General features: G+C 46.3%; 17 protein-coding genes and 1 pseudogene. 6 read left to right on the top strand and 12 right to left on the bottom strand.

What is annotated here, in order from left to right:
* Positions 1-701: 701 nt before the first annotated feature.
* The 8 genes and pseudogenes from K6Y21_RS19910 to pomA all read right to left on the bottom strand — a co-directional run bounded on the left by K6Y21_RS19910 (position 702) and on the right by pomA (position 7069).
* Positions 702-1655, bottom strand: coding sequence for a nucleotidyl transferase AbiEii/AbiGii toxin family protein (locus K6Y21_RS19910; protein ID WP_233073661.1), 954 nt, complete (start codon positions 1653-1655; stop codon positions 702-704).
* A gap of 1 nt (position 1656) precedes the next feature.
* Positions 1657-2061 (bottom strand): DUF6088 family protein, encoded by a 405-nt coding sequence (locus K6Y21_RS19905; RefSeq protein WP_233073660.1) that lies wholly within the window; start codon positions 2059-2061, stop codon positions 1657-1659.
* Between the two features lie 140 nt (positions 2062-2201).
* Positions 2202-2415, bottom strand: a pseudogene (locus K6Y21_RS19900) (hypothetical protein); the annotation flags it as partial.
* 95 nt (positions 2416-2510) lie between these two features.
* Entirely contained in the window at positions 2511-3053 is a 543-nt protein-coding gene (locus tag K6Y21_RS19895; RefSeq protein WP_233073659.1) for a hypothetical protein, read from the bottom strand.
* Positions 3054-3128: 75 nt separating this feature from the next.
* Positions 3129-3455, bottom strand: coding sequence for a VOC family protein (locus K6Y21_RS19890; RefSeq protein WP_233073658.1), 327 nt, complete (start codon positions 3453-3455; stop codon positions 3129-3131).
* A 365-nt stretch (positions 3456-3820) separates the two neighbouring features.
* The gene (gene thiI, locus K6Y21_RS19885; RefSeq protein ID WP_233073657.1) at positions 3821-5275 is read right to left on the bottom strand and encodes a tRNA uracil 4-sulfurtransferase ThiI; all 1455 of its coding nucleotides are present in this window, start codon (positions 5273-5275) and stop codon (positions 3821-3823) included.
* 117 nt (positions 5276-5392) lie between these two features.
* On the bottom strand, positions 5393-6298 hold the full coding sequence (locus K6Y21_RS19880) for a flagellar motor protein MotB (protein WP_233073656.1): 906 nt from the start codon (positions 6296-6298) through the stop codon (positions 5393-5395).
* Between the two features lie 9 nt (positions 6299-6307).
* On the bottom strand, positions 6308-7069 hold the full coding sequence (gene pomA, locus K6Y21_RS19875) for a flagellar motor protein PomA (RefSeq protein ID WP_233073655.1): 762 nt from the start codon (positions 7067-7069) through the stop codon (positions 6308-6310).
* A gap of 225 nt (positions 7070-7294) precedes the next feature.
* On the opposite strand from pomA, the gene K6Y21_RS19870 reads away from it, so the two are divergent.
* Genes K6Y21_RS19870 through dxs form a run of 3 tightly spaced genes read left to right on the top strand, consistent with a single transcriptional unit; the run spans position 7295 to position 10300 of the window.
* Complete coding sequence (locus K6Y21_RS19870; RefSeq protein WP_233073654.1) at positions 7295-7534, top strand: exodeoxyribonuclease VII small subunit; 240 nt, start codon at positions 7295-7297, stop codon at positions 7532-7534.
* Between the two features lie 9 nt (positions 7535-7543).
* The gene (gene ispA, locus K6Y21_RS19865; protein ID WP_233073663.1) at positions 7544-8428 is read left to right on the top strand and encodes a (2E,6E)-farnesyl diphosphate synthase; all 885 of its coding nucleotides are present in this window, start codon (positions 7544-7546) and stop codon (positions 8426-8428) included.
* Positions 8429-8434: 6 nt separating this feature from the next.
* The gene (dxs, locus tag K6Y21_RS19860) at positions 8435-10300 is read left to right on the top strand and encodes a 1-deoxy-D-xylulose-5-phosphate synthase (RefSeq protein WP_233073653.1); all 1866 of its coding nucleotides are present in this window, start codon (positions 8435-8437) and stop codon (positions 10298-10300) included.
* Between the two features lie 15 nt (positions 10301-10315).
* On the opposite strand, the gene K6Y21_RS19855 is transcribed toward dxs, so the two are convergent.
* Together K6Y21_RS19855 and K6Y21_RS19850 are read right to left on the bottom strand one after the other, a co-directional pair.
* Positions 10316-11917, bottom strand: a complete 1602-nt coding sequence (locus K6Y21_RS19855) for an ABC transporter substrate-binding protein (protein ID WP_233073652.1) — start codon at positions 11915-11917, stop codon at positions 10316-10318.
* Between the two features lie 38 nt (positions 11918-11955).
* Positions 11956-12534, bottom strand: a complete 579-nt coding sequence (locus K6Y21_RS19850) for a hypothetical protein (protein ID WP_233073651.1) — start codon at positions 12532-12534, stop codon at positions 11956-11958.
* A 193-nt stretch (positions 12535-12727) separates the two neighbouring features.
* Between K6Y21_RS19850 and K6Y21_RS19845 the strand changes: the two genes are divergently transcribed.
* From K6Y21_RS19845 to K6Y21_RS19835, 3 genes are read left to right on the top strand one after another with little or no spacing between them, the layout of a single operon-like run.
* A complete protein-coding gene (locus tag K6Y21_RS19845; RefSeq protein ID WP_233073650.1) occupies positions 12728-13966 on the top strand; it encodes a paraquat-inducible protein A in 1239 nt (412 codons plus the stop codon).
* Positions 13966-15576: an intermembrane transport protein PqiB gene (pqiB, locus tag K6Y21_RS19840; protein ID WP_233073649.1), complete on the top strand. Its 1611-nt coding sequence runs from the start codon at positions 13966-13968 to the stop codon at positions 15574-15576. Before K6Y21_RS19845 ends, pqiB begins: the two co-directional genes overlap by 1 nt.
* Positions 15576-16184, top strand: coding sequence for a PqiC family protein (locus K6Y21_RS19835; protein WP_233073648.1), 609 nt, complete (start codon positions 15576-15578; stop codon positions 16182-16184). The genes pqiB and K6Y21_RS19835 overlap by 1 nt, the downstream gene beginning before the upstream one ends.
* Positions 16185-16288: 104 nt before the next feature.
* On the opposite strand, the gene K6Y21_RS19830 is transcribed toward K6Y21_RS19835, so the two are convergent.
* Both K6Y21_RS19830 and thiL read right to left on the bottom strand, forming a co-directional pair.
* Positions 16289-16774, bottom strand: a complete 486-nt coding sequence (locus tag K6Y21_RS19830; protein ID WP_233073662.1) for a phosphatidylglycerophosphatase A family protein — start codon at positions 16772-16774, stop codon at positions 16289-16291.
* Entirely contained in the window at positions 16764-17741 is a 978-nt protein-coding gene (gene thiL / locus K6Y21_RS19825) for a thiamine-phosphate kinase (RefSeq protein ID WP_233073647.1), read from the bottom strand. Before thiL ends, K6Y21_RS19830 begins: the two co-directional genes overlap by 11 nt.
* Positions 17742-17794: the final 53 nt, after the last annotated feature.

Genomic DNA, 17794 nt, shown 5'->3' with positions numbered 1-17794 from the left:
TTGAAGGGAGGTAATAACTTGTTCAAAACCTGCTGTTTTCGTTCTTCACTATAGCGTGGCACTATCAAGCCTTAACGCCCCAACTGGTTAAATTTTAAGTAGTGACAACTATCCTGCCAGAGGGGGCCGTTCCCATTGTATCTGAATATTTAGAGTTGATACCTGCCAAACAATTGCCTACTAACCTCGAAGAGGACGAAAGGTTCTTGAGAAAAATAAAGTGGTATACCACACCTATAGTATTTGGCGGCGATCCAAATTCTGAAGAAAATATGGTCTGGGTAAACCACAAGCATCACAGAAAGTTAGTGAGTTACTGGAACCAGCAGTATCAATTAGTAAAAGCATAATATGAGTAATCATAGCGTTAACTGACGAGCAAAAAGAGCATTATGAAGCGTTGAAAAAGAGGGACCTTCTCCAAGTGTAGTGGATGTTATCGTCGCCACCTTCTATATAGTTGGTGAATTTCTCACTGATAAAACGATAGAAAAATTGTTTAAAATCCCAGCCCTCTAATGAGCCGCGTACGTCGTTGGTGACTTACCAGATTTGGCGTTGCAGTGCAGCGGTTTTTGGGTACTTGTCATGATTTTTTCCTGATTTCTCTGTGTTTGCCCTTTACTTGGGCAACTCTCTCTTTTTCGATCTTTATTTGCTGATGCACCACGAACTGGGTAACTAGCAAACTAGTGCCTTAACTAAATTGTTGTAATTAACAATTCCGTTACGTTTCTGAAAGAAGCAAAGCAGGTATCAAAATCATGAGGTTCGGTGTTAAACACCATAGGGGTAACAAAATCGTTAAAGCGCTGTCGAAAAACGGGGTTTTCTTCAAGCTCTTTCAACCCAAGTTGTAGCTCTTGTTTAGGATTAGAGACAAACTCTGCATGCTGATTGCCAAAGCGCTCAATATCTTCTTCCAACACGATTTTAAATAACGGTGTAAGTGCTTTCAGATCGAGGCTTTCTTTTTGATCTTCGCTCTTTAAAATACAGTAAACATCATAAATATGGCGAACAAGCGTGGCATCATCCTTACGCTCAGCACAGCGCTTCGCTGACATGGTACGACGCAACATTGAAATCACTTTTTCAACCAAGGTGGCATGGATAGAGACGCAATCAAACGCCTCTACTTCTTGTGGTTGTTTATACAGCTCCGAAACCAAGGACTGAATGCTACGAGCTTCTACATCAAGTAAGGGGATTGTCTCCATTAATTCCAGCTTAATAATGGGGCGAAGACACGGTGCTTGACTAAACTGCTGTAGATATCTAAGTTCCAATTCAATATAGCGATACTCATCACGAACAAGTCGTGTTTCGACGGTGAATCGCTCTGATAGGCTAATTGCCTGCTCAACCTTGTTAATGTATGCCTTACGAGCCGCTTTCTTTTTGGCGCGGGTTAGTTCTTCAAACGCTGGTTTTGGAATCAATTTAATGTCGACGTCTTCTGACATTCGAAGGATCTTAACGTTGGACTTTGCCAGAGCAGTCCCGCCAGAAAAGACCATTTGATGATACACAAGAGACACTTTCGCTAATTCTGCAAGTAAAGCGACGACCCAGTAATCTTTTTCAATAATGGCCGGGTTTCCGAGCTCAAGCGCATCAGAAACCTCAAGAAATTGTTGTTTTAATTTTTCCATATTAGCTCGGTGAGTTTAAAACTCGGTTACCGACAGCCAATTTGCGATTAAACTGTTTGGGGTTCCATGAATATTGAACGGAGGATGGAATTTGCGTGCTTTCACCTGATAAGCTTTGTAAAGATAGGCTGTCCATTTCAAAATCGACGCCTTTCATCTTTAATATCTCACGCATCAGGGCATCGCTTCCACCTGGGTTCGTAGGCATAGGTTTTCCGGTTAGGCTGTTAATGCGAGCCTTGGTGTACAGTCCATAGCCAAGTTTTATTAACTCGCCTTGCTTAACCAATTGCCTTAGTACACGACCGATTTGATCGTAGCTAGCAAAGCCATCAAAGTCTTTACGCTCAAAAACGTAGCGTCTTGAACGCTTTATCTTCTGATAAACACGATCAACAGCTGTCATTTGAACCTCCTAACTTTATTATGTATTGGCAGTATAGCGCAACGCTGTCACGTTAGGAATAAATACGGCATAAATCACTGCTCAAATACGGCACCACCCCCACGCAATAAACACATAAAACACTGAATACAAAGGCTTATTTACCATTTACAGCAACCTAACCCAAATATCAAAAAGCATCTGACCTTGCTATAAAAAATCCCTTCTGAGATGTTCAACGCACCCTCTATTTCTACGCCTAAATATCGAACGGTATTATCCAACTTCACTCGGTCAAGCAATAACTGAATGCGCGAATGTTTTTGATTCGAACATAGATCAGTGACCTTTGGTGCCTCGCATAGAATGCGTGCCAATCCCCTCTAGCTCACTTAGAGACTTAACCAATTGAGGGGCAACCGTCATATCGAAGAAAGGAAGCTGCCAGATTGCATTCAGACTTATTCAATTTAAGTCTTCACCGCAACCAGCGCATAAGCTCCTGCCATCATAGAAAGGATAAGTAGCAATAATAACCCTATCCGAGCCATGCTCACTTCGTGGTCTTTTGAGCGACTTTTAGTGCGGCCATGGGTTTTGATGCGCAGTGGCTTATTGATGCTTTGCGCCAGTTGCTGCGCATGTTGGATGGTTTCCTGCTTGTCACTCGAGCCGGTAAAGTAGACCTCATCGCCCTTTAATTTGATCACCGCTGAATACGAAACACTGGCTGAGCTATATTGCGAGCTGTCGCCTTGACGTTGGATGGCTGACGCCATTCGCACATCAACGGCTTTGATATCAGCAAAGGGGTAATAACAATAGCGGCGTGCCAGCCACAAACCTCTCGCGCGGATCAGCTGCTGCTTTTGCTGATCTAAATAGCGATAATCCACATAGCCGACGAGATATACCCCGGTGACCACCAGCCCCATCGCAAACAAGTAAATAATCACGATTATCAAAGGGGCATGCTCTTGGCTATAACCGGCCCAAAAGGTGAGCAGTCCCATTAAGGTGCAAATAAGCCCAACACTTAACTTCAGTATTGATGGCTTTTCGCTAAAAAAATCGAGTCGAACCATAGATTAGTTTTCAGGCTGATAATCGGCTTGCGGCCAAATTTCATTAATCTCATCGGCCTGTTGCTGGGCATTAAAACGCTCCCAAGTGATGCCGTTAACATCATCCTCTTGACTAAACTCGGTGGCGCTAGGGTCTTCCCAACCTAAATGGCGCAGTTCACCCGGTGGACAAGTGGGATCTTGGCGCACCGACAAGTTTAGGGAAGGTGTGCGCCACAGCGCATATTCATTGGCAATGTAAGAGCAAGGCTCTGCGCCCAAACGCTTGCTGTAATCCGCGATGGTGGCTTCAATTTGATTTGTTGAAAGTGCAAGATGTAGTTTTTTCACTGTGATCCTCCCGATTAAAAAGCCAAGTTAACATCAAGTTAACATCAAGCTCAACTTATAAATCCTTGGGTAAATTAACCTTGGTGCTTGTCCGCTATGTGGGGAGGGTTTGTATTTGGTGATATTCGCCGAGCAAGCTCGCCTCCCACAGGGCTTGAGACTTGAGTGTAGATGTGAGCTTGTGGGACCTGAGCTTGCTCAGGGAATGGCTGTATTAAGTGTGAAGTGAGTTTGTGCTTGTAATATTCGCCGAGCAAGCTCGCCTCCCACAGGGCTTGAGGCTTGAGTGTGGGAGTGTGCCTGTTCAGGTTAATTAGGGATAACTTAAGTATTTCTGCTTAAGCTATCCAAAATCAGAGGATGTATTAAGGACGGTAAACCTTAACATTGTTGAAGCCGGCTTCTTTCAAGTACAACGCTTGCAGCTTACTCATCACGCCGCGATCGCAATATAACAAGTAAGTTTTTGACTGATCTAAGGTATCAAACTGCGTGCCCAGTTTAAAAAACGCCATGCTTTCAATGGCAACGCCTTCAAGCTTTAATGGCTTATCTTCGCGCTCTTCATCAGAACGAATATCCAGTACCACTTCGTTTGCTGCAAATTGCGCCGTGGTTTCAACTTCGGTCACCTCGGCATCGGTTTGCTCGCCAATATCACGAATGTCTAAGGTCATGGTTTCACCCACTACCTTATCAATCAGTGACATATCAAAATTAGCTTCTTGTTCTTCAATCTTGCTCATCACGGCTTTCACCGTCGGCTTATTAGAGATCACGCCGCAGTATTCAGGGATCGTTTCGGAAAACTCGGCGGTGCCGATTTGGCGCGCGGTATTGATGATGTCTTGCTTGTCCATGGCAATCAGCGGGCGCAAAATCAGGGTATCCGTGGCTTTATCGATCACCGACAGGTTACGCAAGGTTTGACTCGACACTTGGCCTACCGCTTCCCCTGTCACCATGGCATCCAGCGCCAAGCGCTCGGCTAATTTAGCCCCCGTGCGCACCATCATGCGTTTTAAGATCACGCCCATTTGGCCATCTTCAACCTTTTCTAAGATCTCGGCGACCACGGGCTCAAATGGCACAGCTAAAAACTTAACGCGATGAGACGAGCCAAAACGATCCCACAAATGGTGGGCAACTTGCTTAACGCCAATTTCGTGTGCCGCACCGCCAAGATTAAAGAAACAGTAATGCACGCGCATGCCGCGCTTCATCATGATGTAGCTGGATACGCCCGAATCAAAACCGCCCGAGATCAGCGATAGCACACCCTCTTGTGAGCCCATCGGGAAGCCACCTAAGCCTTCATGGCGCTGCTTAACGATAAAGAGATCTTGATGATCTATCTCAAGTAACACTTGCACATCAGGATTTTTCAATTGCACCTTCAGGGCGCCGGTGTTTTGGTTTAAACCGCCACCCACATAACGTTCAACTTCCGTTGAACTAAAGTCATGCTTACCGCGGCGCTTAACTCTGACACAAAAGGTTTTCCCTTCCAGCAGGGGGCCAGCAATGGGCAATACCTGCTCATAAATGTCATGTAAGTCTTCAAATGGGGTTTGTTGTACTTCTAAGAAAAACGCAACACCCGGCGTGCTAGACAGTAGCTCAATTAACTTGGCTCGGTTTTTGTCGCTATCGTTAACTGTTTTTACAATAATGTGATCCCATTCCAAAATGACTTTCACATCATCGTCATAGCGGCGCAAAATGTTACGGATATTGCTTTGTAACATCTTACAAAAACGCTTACGAACAGACTTGCTTTTCATCAGGATTTCAGGGAAAAACTTTACGACAAATTTCATCGGCTTCACTTAGGGTCAAAATCAAGGGGGCGGATTATACCTTGAGAGAGTGAGGACTTAAAGTGGTGCTTTTTTACCCTGCCTATTTTGGTTAATCAGGGTAAAAAAGCGATCTGGCTATTGAGTCACGCCAATTTCATCGGACTCTTGCGCTTTACCTTGCATCACAGAGATTTCTACTCGACGGTTTTTACGGCGATTGTTACTGTCGGTATTGGCAAAAAGTGGTTTGGTATCGGCATACCCCACTACCATGAGGCGCTGCTGATCAAAGCCTTTCACCTTGATCATTTCATGGGCCACCGACACCGCACGTTGCGATGATAAATCCCAATTAGAACGATACAACTCAGATTTAATGGTTTCGTTATCGGTATGACCCGATACCGTGATTTCACCCGGTACGTCTTTTAAGATTTCCGCGACCCTTGAAATAACCGGACGAAACTTAGGCTGCAAAAACGCCGAGCCAGAAGGAAACGCCCCTTTTTCCCGTACGCGAATAATTAATTGCTGGCCTAGGGCTTCAATTTCTATCGCGCCGTCTTCAATTTGATCGCGCATCTTTTGCGCGATGGTTTTGGCGAGCTGATTTTGTGCCTCTTGCTGCTGTGCTTGCTGGCTTTGAATTGCCTGTGAGGCCGTCATGCCGCCGTCATTGGTGCCTTCATCTTGCTTTTGCCCGCCCACTTCTGCCGCTTCACCATCTTGAAAATCAAGGCGAGCCTGGGTCATGTCTATGGTTTGTTGCATGATGGTTTCAATGGGCGTGGGCTCAGGACGCCCTGGACGAAACTCTTGTGCAATAACAGACGTACCTTTAGGGATATCTTTCACTTCCAATAAGTTTTGTACACCAAAGGCGTACTTCATTGAGCCCGCTATCTGCTTAAACTTCAATACGTCCATCTCTGAAAACGCGAGTAGCAATACAAAGAAACACATTAACAGCGACATCAAATCGGCAAAGGTCCCCATCCAAGCGGGCAGACCCTCCGGCGGACATTTACATGGTTCTTCCATTATTGCCCCCTAGTCTGTGGTGTTGACTTCACGTTTTGACTCGGCCAGATAATTTTTCAACAAGCCTTCAATAACCCGCGGGTTTTGGCCATCTTGAATGCCCAATACGGCATCCATGATAAGTACCCGGTTGAGCTTTTCTTCCTCGGCCCGCAATACCAGTTTTTCACTGACGGGCAAGGCGACCATGTTCGCTAGGATCGCGCCATAAAGGGTGGTTAACAAGGCAACCGCCATCGCAGGGCCGATAGACTTAGGATCATCCATGTTGGACAGCATGGCCACCAGACCAATCAAGGTACCGATCATGCCCATTGCGGGGGCCACATCCCCTAGGGACTTAAATATGCCCGCCCCCATAATATGGCGCTCTGAGGTGAGCAGTATGTCTTTTTCCAAGGTCGCCCGAACGACATCGGCATCGTGACCATCCACCAGCATGTCTATACCTTTTTGCATAAAGGCATTGGTGATCTCCGCTTCCTCGAGCGCCAAGAATCCACCCTTGCGCGCCGCGTCCGCCATTTCCACCGACTTGGTGATCAAATCTTCCGGCTTTTCTAGCTTGAACATAAACGCTTTGATGCCTATTTTCGCAGCACCAAGAAACTGCCCTAAGTTGTACTTCATCAGGACCACAAACAAGGAGCCGACAAACACGATCAGCACCGACGGCACATCGATAAAGGTCGATAACTCGCCCCCCATCAACATGGCCATGAGTACAAATGCAAAGGCACCGATAATCCCTATAAGCGTTGCTAAATCCACGTTTTACACCCTCAAAATGAGAAAATTTCCCTAACAAGTCGAGCTGATGGCTCATCTTCTAGTGGTTTGTTTTATTTTCGTATATCAACGCATTTACAGCAAGTTAAACAACTTGGAAATGCCGTCTTCTATGGTATCGGCAACATTTGTTAAATATTTATAGCTGGCTTATTTGACCCATCACAGTCTCACAGGTAATCTTGGCGCGAATTGGGAGAATTGCATATGCCTATTAAAAAACCAGAAAACATGAACTTTGAAGAATCCGTGACCGAGCTTGAGGAAATCGTCAAGAAGCTCGAACTGGGTGAGCTCACGCTCGAAGAGGCATTAAAACAATTTGAAAGAGGCATCGCCCTCGCTCGGGTCAGCTCAGAAAAGTTACACTCTGCCGAACAACAAGTACAAGTGTTATTAGAACAAGGTGGCGAGCAAGTACTTAGCCCTTTTCAGGATGAAGTTTAATCAATGAATCTGCTTGAACAGTCTATTACACGCTTTAAAGCGCGTGTTGATACTAGCCTAGCCGCTGCATTATCGCGCCCTGCGCCATTGAGCCCCGCGCTGCAACAAGCCATGGCATATGGCACCATGCAAGGCGGCAAGCGTATCCGTCCCTTCTTAGTCTATGCCACGGGTGAAATATTTGGTATCGCCCCAGAAAAACTCGACAACCTTGCTGCAGCCATTGAATGCATCCATGCTTATTCCTTGATTCATGACGACCTCCCCGCCATGGACGATGATGAACTCAGACGCGGCCAACCGACTTGCCATATCGCATTTGATGAAGCGACGGCCATTTTGGCAGGCGACGCCTTACAAACTCTCGCTTTTGAGCTTATTTGTGAACCCAGTGAGCATTTTACCCCAAAACAGCAGTTAGACATGGCTCTCACCTTAGCCAAAGCATCTGGCCTAAATGGGATGTGCGGCGGACAAGCCCTCGACTTGGCTGCAGAAAATCAACAAGTTTCATTAGCGGCGCTGGAGCAAATCCACGGTGGAAAAACCGGCGCGCTTATCAACGCGGCCGTTAAATTAGGCGCCCTTGCCAATCCTAATTTAACCGCCAGTGAGCTCGACCAATTAACGCTTTTTGCCAGTAAAATCGGCCTCGCCTTCCAAGTGCAAGACGATATATTAGACATAGTTAGCGATACCGAAACCTTAGGTAAACCCCAAGGGTCCGACATTGCTCAGAATAAATCGACTTACCCAGCGTTATTGGGCCTAGCGGGTGCGCAGGAAAAAGCACAAGCTCTGTATCAAGAGTCACTACACGCATTAGCCAAGTTAGATTACAATACAGAGCTATTAGAGCTATTTGCTCATTATATAATTGAACGAAAAAAATAAGCGGTTATGAGCTTGGACTTAAATAATTACCCTACATTGGCCGGTGCCAACTACCCAGAAGATTTACGCTTATTAAGTAAAGATAAGCTTCCTGAGCTATGCAGCGAACTGCGTGATTTTTTACTTAACTCCATCAGTAAAACAAGTGGGCACTTTGCATCAGGCTTAGGCGTGGTGGAATTAACGGTCGCATTGCATTATGTCTACAACACCCCTTTTGATCACCTTATTTGGGATGTTGGTCATCAAGCTTATCCACATAAAATATTGACGGGTCGTCGCGATAAAATGCATACCATTCGTCAATATAAGGGATTACACCCTTTCCCATGGCGCGAAGAAAGTGAATACGATGTGCTGAGTGTCGGCCACTCCTCTACATCTATTGGGGCAGCAACGGGCTTGGCTATTGCCGCAGAAAAAGAAGGTAAAGGCCGACGCGTTGTCTCGGTTATTGGTGATGGCGCATTAACCGCGGGGATGGCGTTTGAAGCATTAAACCATGCAGGTGCCTTGCACAACGATATGCTGGTGATCCTCAACGACAATGAAATGTCCATTTCAGAAAACGTAGGCGCGCTCAATAACCACCTCGCCAAGCTATTATCAGGGGAATTATATACCAGCATACGTGAAGGTGGTAAGAAGGTGCTGTCTGGCTTGCCTCCTATCAAGGAGCTCGTAAGACGCACCGAAGAGCACCTTAAAGGCATGGTCGTACCGGGCACCCTATTTGAAGAGTTTGGATTTAATTACATCGGCCCGATTGATGGTCACGATGTCCTTGGATTAGTCGATACCTTGCGTAATATGCGCAGCCTTAAGGGGCCGCAATTCCTTCATATTATGACCAAAAAAGGCAAAGGCTACGCACCTGCTGAGCAAGATCCCATTGGTTATCACGCCGTACCTAAGTTTGATTTAAGCCAAACGAAGCTGCCGAAAAACAAAGCCAGTTTACCGACGTTTTCGCATATTTTTGGTGACTGGTTATGTGATATGGCGGCCCAAGATAACAAGCTGATGGGGATCACGCCCGCCATGCGTGAAGGCTCAGGCATGGTGGCCTTTTCTAAACGTTTCCCTGAGCAATATTTTGATGTTGCCATCGCAGAGCAGCATGCGACCACTTTGGCAGCCGGTTTAGCCATTGCAGGCCTCAAGCCTGTGGTTGCGATCTACTCAAGCTTTTTACAACGCGCTTATGACCAAGTGATCCATGATGTGGCGATTCAAAATCTGCCCGTCTTGTTTGCTGTCGACAGAGCCGGCATCGTCGGAGCCGATGGCCCTACTCACCAAGGCGCATTTGATATTAGCTTTATCCAAACCATACCTAACATGGTCGTGATGACCCCCAGTGACGAAAACGAGTGCCGCCAGATGTTATTTACTGGCTATCAACTCGATCAACCGGCCATGGTTCGCTACCCTAGAGGGGCGGGTAACGGTGCCACCGTCATCCCTGACATGACGGCCCTTGAAATAGGTAAAGGGATCGTCAAGCGACAAGGAGAAAAGGTCGCCATTTTATGTTTTGGTACCTTACTTCACAGTGCCACCCTCGCGGCAGAAACATTGAATGCGACCTTAGTGGACATGCGCTTTGTTAAACCCCTAGATACAGAGTTAATTAGTGAGTTAGCCCGAAATCACGATCACCTCGTGACAATCGAAGAGAATGCCATCTTAGGCGGAGCTGGCAGTGCAGTCCTCACTTACCTCGCTCAGCAAAAGCTACTCAAGCCTGTATTAAACTTAGGTATTCCAGATCAGTTTATTGAGCAGGGCACCCAAGGGCAAATCTATCAGCAGCTAGGGCTAGATAGCGAAGGCATTTTACGCAGCATCTCTGAGTTTATCTCTGCTTAACCCAGGCGAGCCTCGCTATTGACGCCTTGAACGCAGTAAAGGTAACGACAATTGATTTTCTAACTCGTCTACTTGTAGATCCCCCAAGTAGGCGATATTTTCAGGGTTGAGTACGCTTTTCATCCGAATATTCTTTTTCGCCGCCCAGGCTACTCGCTCCCAATGTAAGGGCACAAAAGCGGCATCCTCATAGAGCATTTGTTCCACTTGACGCAGCATCTGTCCGCGCGGAATCGGCATCACCTCTCTATTTGCCTGATAGATTAACTGATCCACTTGGGTGTTTGAGTAGTGACCGCAGTTATACTGCCCAAAGCCCGTGTCTGGGTTACGTGTCATCATTAAGTATTCACTGTAATTAGCACTGTCTTGGGTATCGGACTCCCAGCCAATCATCAGAATATCGCCGTTACAGCGGTCAAATTGCGGCCAGTATTGGTTGATAGGATAAGTTTCCAACTCCACTCGAATATTGATTTTTTGTAGCATGGCGACCACAGCTCTAGCTATCTTTTCGTCATTAATGTAACGCCCTTTTGGCGCTATCATTTTCAAACTCAGACCCTTCTCATATCCAGCTTGCTTCATTAATTGCCGTGCTTTGGCTAAATCATAACGAAAACCTAAATAAGGATTGTGGCCACTGAAACTAGGCGGACTGAGTTGTGAAGCCGGTTCAGCAAAGCCTTGCATTAATTGCTCAGCAATGCCTTGGTTATTGATGGCATAAATAATGGCTTGCCTTACACGAATATCTTTCAGAGCGGTGTTACTTTGCTGATTGAGTTGCAATGAGATGAGCCTTGAGCTGGCTAAAGTGGCGCGACTAAAGCGTGGCTGATCTGCTAACTCTAAATAGGCTTTTGGCCCAACAGGGCTGATCAAATCAACATCGCCCGATAATAACGCGGCTAACCGGGTCGCGGGATCCTTAATCGGAATCAGGGCAAGTTGGGAGACATTGCCCTGTGAGCTTTTATCCCAATAATCTTTAAAACGGGTGAACGCTAATTGGATCCCAGGCTCGTTAAGGGTAACTTGGTAAGGTCCGGTTCCCGACACCTGCTTTGAAGCAAAGGAGTCACTTAAAGCCGCAATGCGACTTTTGTCTTTACCATTCTCATCGACACCGGTGTAAAACGCTGAATCCATTACAAATAGGTAGCTGGCCAGTTGCAGCGTTAACGGAAAAGGGGACTTAGTTACTAAATCAAACGTTAAGGGATCGATTATCTCAATATGACTGATGCGATCAAACATGCCTTTGTAATCGCGGCTGAGCTTAAGGCGCGCTAAGGTCCACTTAACATCTGTGCTCGTTAGCAACTGGCCAGAGTGAAACTGGACCTTATCACGTAATACAAAACGTATCGTGTTGGCGTCGATTCGAGTCCATTGCTGAGCAAGTCGCCCTTCAAACTGCCCCCTTTGCGTCCGACGCACGAGAGGATCAAACATTAAGTGCGCCAATTGTAATGTCTCTTTAGAGAGCGACTCGTGAATATCGAGCGTTCTGGCATCAACCTGACTGCCAACGGTCAGTTCTGTTTCATTAGCTTGTGCCAAAAAACAGCAAAAACCGAATCCGATACCTAGTAAAACCTGTATTAATCGCAACCGTCACTCCTTAAAAAATACGCCGTGCGAGCCACACCTTAATTCACTTCCACGCCGAACCCAACCAATTGCTGCTTTAACGTGGCAAGATCGGTTTGCAACCCAGGTAGCACTTGCGTTATCACTGTTTGATTGGCTTCTTTCACTATCGACAATCCCTCTTGCGAACTGATTTGATGCTGTGCCATTTGCTGCCACGTGACCCCGATGGTGCGATAGTATCGCCTTGCCCCTGCTAATAAATCAGAAGGCACTTCCATGGTATTGGGCGAATATTGCATTGAATTCCAAACATAGTGATCAAGTTCAAGACTGTCGCGACTTGGATCAAAACGCTTATATTGGGCTGTTTCTAGGGTAGTAACCTTTTGCTTAACTAAAGTGAGGTTATCCTCTAGCTCCAACATTAACGAACGGCGTAAGTAGTAATTGGCTTCCGTCGTGTTGATGTCATCAAATAACATGGCTTGTCGAAATCCTTCATTCGAAGCCAAATAAACGCCAATAATAGTGGCAACTATCATACATAGGTTGGTGACCCAAAACCCGCTGTTGAGTAAATCTTGGTTATTGACTTGTTTAAAGCGCTTCCTTAATCTCAATCTGGACTCAACCATGAGTAACCTATCTTATCTTTTTCATTATGTTAGCGTAAAATTTATCATATTTAGGCTAAGATGAAATCGACTCAAGCTCAACAATTGTTGATTGATAGGTTGTCATGACTCGTTCATCCATTATTTACCTGTGGTTGGCCACTTAGTTTCACACTAGCATCGGATTTCTCCCTTATTGTAAGTATTATCGACTATGAAAATTGTTGAATCAGCCTGTGAAGAATGCGATCTACTACTGCCGTCAGCCTTTGTAAGCAGTGGTAGTAAATTGGTGTGCCCTCGCTGCGGCCACACCATTTCAGACGTCGCTTCATCCCCCTTGTCATACCCGATTGCCTTCGCGTTAACCAGTGTGATCATGTTGGCACTGACCTACGCCTTCCCTTTTATGAGTTTTAGCTCGTCAGGCAACACGACCACTATCTATTTCTATCAAGCCATGAGCTCGTTAGTGGCGAATGACTTTCTGAGCATTGCCGCTTTTTTGCTGATTTCCTTAACCTTATTACCTCTTCTTTGGTTATTGTTGGTGCTCTATGTCCATATCGCACTGTACTTTGACAAAGCCCAACTAAGTTTTTGGCATTTGAGGATCTTGCAACTGATCAAGCCTTGGATGATGGTCGATGTGTTTTTAGTTGGCATCTTGGTTGCCTTGGTCAAAATCATGTCCTTGGCAGAAGTGGGATTTGGCCTTTCCTTTTGGGCTTTTGTGTTATTTACCTTAAGTTTTTTGAAAACGCTGATCAGCGTTGATTTACACTGGCTATGGATAAAGCTGGCCGGTCCCCTGCCACCATATGAAGTACCAGACAACGCCCACAGCTGTGCACAAGTGAAATTAACCCATTGTCATTTTTGTAATGCGATTAATCCATTAGGCAAACATCACTGTTGCCGCTGTCAAAGTAAAATCGTTCATCACACCCGCCACAAAACGACCCACTGTATTGCCTTTTTGATCGCTGCTATCGTATTTTATGTTCCTGCAAACTTATTCCCTATGATGGATATGCAGTTTTTAGGGCAAAGTGAACCCTCTACCATCATGGGCGGGGTCATTTTATTGTGGCAAATAAAATCTTACCCCGTTGCCTTGGTTATTTTCTTTGCCAGTGTCATGATCCCCATTTCAAAAATGGTGGCGATCGGTTGGCTTTGTTATACCTGCCAACGTAATCGTCCAGAGGATGCGAAGCAACAACTGAAAATATACCGCATTACCGAGTTGATTGGACGCTGGTCAATGATCGATGTTTTCGTCGTTGCTGTATTGGTTGCGTTAGTTCACTTAGAGGGCTTGGTCACCGTTTACCCCGGTCAAGCCGCGGTTTCATTTGCTGCGGTTGTGGTTCTGACCATGCTGTCAGCGATGTCTTTTGACCCTAGAATCATTTGGGACCCATCCCCACAATCGGAGCAAACATCATAATGGCGACAAAAGAATCTAATACGTCTATTTCCAAAGTGTGGTTGGTCCCCCTTATCGCACTTTTAATCGGCGGCTGGATGATATACCAGCATATGTCCAGCCAAGGGCCTTTGATCACATTGGAAATCACCGACGCGGACGGTCTTGCAGCGGGAAAAACCAAAGTGAAAGCCCTGAGTGTCGACGTTGGCTTAGTTGAATCCATCGAGTTAAACGACACTTATGACAAGGCGATTCTCAAGGTGAGGATCAACAATAGCGCCGCCAAAATGCTGGTTGCTGACAGTGAATTTTGGGTGGTTAAGCCACGCATAGGTAAAGATGGCGTCTCGGGATTAGGGACCTTGCTTTCGGGTGCATATTTAGAATTAAAACCCGGCTCAAGTGAGCTCAGTGAAGACAACTACAAGGTGCTCGATTTACCTCCCCTCATCAGCAGCGATACCCCAGGCCTGCGCCTCAAGCTTTCTAATCGTTCTACTAAAGCTGTCAGCGCCGGTGCTCCGATTAATTTTAGAGGTTTTGAGGTCGGGCGCATTGAAACCGTTCGTTATGATATTGAAAGCCGTAAAACAGAATACGGCATTTTCATCTTCGCCCCCTATGATGCCTTAGTCACCACGAATACTCGGTTTTGGATAAAACCGGGGATGTCGTTGGACTTAACGGCTAAAGGCCTTAATTTCGAACTGGATTCCCTCGAATCACTGCTCAATGGCGGTGTGACATTTGGTGTTCCTAAGGGGTGGAAAGCGGGTGATGCAGTCGCTGAAAATGATGAGTTCCACCTTTTCAGCAGTCATTCGGCCATCCTAAACAACTCTTATCAAAACTTTTTAGAGTTTGTATTGCTGTTTGACCAATCTATCGCGGGGCTTAGCGCGGGGGCCCCTGTTGAATTTCGCGGCGTGCAAATTGGCCGTGTTCGCCAAGCGCCTTACTTAGACCCAACGATCAATGCTGAGTATAACTTTAGTGGTCTGATCCCTGTGCTTATCCGGTTAGAGTTCGATCGTTGGCACAGCCCTGAAGATAAACGGCCGTTAGCGTTTTGGCGTAAAAACTTAGACAAGATGCTGGCGAATGGGTTAAAAGCTCGCCTTAAGTCGGGCAACTTACTCACGGGGGCTAAGCTGGTCGACCTGACTGTTCAGCCAGACAGTATCCCCAGCCCTGCACAAGCTGAGTGGGCAGCAAGATATGATGTCACCATCATCCCTACAATAAAAGGCGGCTTTGATGAACTTGAACAAAAGGTCAGCATGCTGCTGGATAAAATTAACGCGCTGAACATTGAAACCACTATCAACAACGCCAATCAGTTATTAAAAACCACTGAGTCTTCTATGAAGTCCCTCGATACCATAATGAGTAATGATGATCTACAAGGTTTGCCTGCCGAGCTCTCGCAAACCCTGGCGCAAACGAACGAGACATTAAGAAGTTACTCGCGAGATTCTCAAATCCATAAAGATTTAACCCAAACGGTTCGTACCCTTGAACAGTCACTGCGGGAACTGCAACCATTTCTTCGTAAGATAAGTGCCAAACCCAATGCCATTATTTTTGATGGCAAAACACAGCGCGATCCCCGCTTGGAGAGCAGATAATGAAAATGATCCGTCACCTTTTACTCACCGCCACCGCGATAGGCCTCATGGCCTGTAGCCAAACTCAGACTATTCCAAGTCAATACTATGCATTAGGGGCTGATGATTTGGCCTTGCCGGTTGTCGATAATGTCGCGACCGACACACTCGTGTTAAAGCCAGTGGCGTTACCTGATTATCTCAATAGCACGGGCGTCGTGATGCAAATCAATGATAATCAAGTACACATTGCCGAACAGCATTTATGGGCAGGCACACTCAACCAACAACTGGATAGCCTGTCACTGGAATCGATAGCGTTGCAATTTCCCAAAGCAACCGTGGTTGAAAGTGCGCAATTTTATCCGCAAACAGGAGATAAGTATTGGATCATAGACGTGTCGGTCAGCCGTTTTCAGGGGCGTTTAGAAGGAACAGCCGTGGTATCAGGAAGGTGGAGTTTGATCGATCCCAGCGGAGTGATGGTGCGCGATAAGTTGTTTAACTATCAACTTCCCGTTGTGTCAAAAGATTACCCAGAAGTGATAGCCAAACTAAAAGATAACTGGCTCAAACTCAACCGTGATATTGCCGTGCAGGTACGTCAAGCATTACAAGCAAGCCAGTAAATCATTGAGGCCATCGACCTTAATCGAAATGAGGCTGATCACAGCGGCATAATAGCAGGAAATCAGCCTTATTTAACGTCTTAGCTGGCACCTAAACTGGCACCTTAACCCCAAAAACCAGCCAGTAGCTGCAAACAAGCGAAGGCGGCGAGCCCCGCCAATACATCATCCATCATGATACCGATACCACCATGAAGGTGTTTATCTAACCAACTGATAGGCCAAGGTTTTAATACATCAAACAAGCGGAATAAGACAAAACCGGCGATGATCCAAACCCAGCCAGCAGGCGCCGCAAACATGGTGATCCAAAAGCCAACAAATTCATCCCATACAATGGCTTTATGATCGTGCACGCCCATGTCTTTACTGGTTTGGTGGCAACACCAAAAACCAAACAGGGTAGCCACGAGAAGAACCCCAAGGTATCCGGCGCTAGAAAGGGGCAATAACAACAAATAAAGCGGGATCGCCGCCAAGGTACCAAAAGTGCCTGGGGCCTTAGGCGCTAAGCCACTGCCCAAACCGACCGCCAAAAAGTGCAGTGGATTGCTCAGGTTTAAGCCAGCTAAGTCGGTTCTATTTTTCATCACTAAAGTGGTCCCATCCAGCTAAGTCTAATGGATATGCTTGCTCGTTAAGTTTGAGGGTCAAGCCGCTTTTTGCCGATGTCAGGCGGCCAATGCAATTGATGGCAACACTATGATGGCTGGCTAACTGATCAACCAAGCCTTTTTTCTCTTGTGGCACGGTAAACAACAACTCGTAATCATCACCACCGGTTAAAGCAAGTTGACAGGCTTGGTCAAAAGACGTCGCCTCTAGAATACCCGAGTTTAATGGCAGCTGATCTAAGTGAATATCTGCACCGCATTGGCAAGCATTCAGAATATGACCTAAGTCTTGTGCTAAGCCGTCGGAAATATCGATACAGCTGGAGGCGAGACCTCGCAGCGCGGTGCCTATCGCCACTCTCGGTGTGGGCTGCTGTAAACGGGAAATACAATGCGCGCTTAACTCATCCGATACTTCGCAAGTAATGGCTCCTTGTAACAAGTTTAAGCCAAATGCCGCTTCACCTGGGGCACCCGTTACATAAATCCAATCACCGGCTTTAGCTTGACCGCGAGTCAATGCTTGTCCTATAGGGACATGACCATGCACTGTTACGGTAACGCTTAACGGCCCTTTTGTGGTGTCCCCGCCAACTAATTGCATACCGTAATAATCAGCAAGGGCTAAAAATCCTTCGGCAAAGGCTTTCACCCATGGCTCATTCGCTTCTGGTAAGGTGATGGCTAACGATACCCAAGCGGGATCGGCGCCCATGGCGGCGAGATCGCTGATGTTCACGGCTAAGGCCTTATGGCCCAGCGTAAAAGGGTCGACATCAGGGAAAAAGTGTACGCCTGAGACTAAGGTGTCGGTACTGACAGCCAATAAGGATTGCGGCGGCATAGTCAGTAATGCGCAATCATCACCTATGCCTAATTCAACATCCTTACGTTGATTCGCATCCTTAAAAAAATAGCGATAAATTAAATCAAATTCACTCATGGGTACCACACAAAAAAGCCAGCAATAAGCTGGCTGTCTAGATAGATTATCGA

Origin of the sequence: Motilimonas eburnea (assembly GCF_021295345.1) — a bacterium.
Taxonomy (GTDB): Bacteria; Pseudomonadota; Gammaproteobacteria; order Enterobacterales; family CBDFNC01; genus Motilimonas; species Motilimonas eburnea.
Note: the sequence above shows the minus strand (reverse complement) of the source record. Positions and strands in the feature narration are given on the sequence as shown.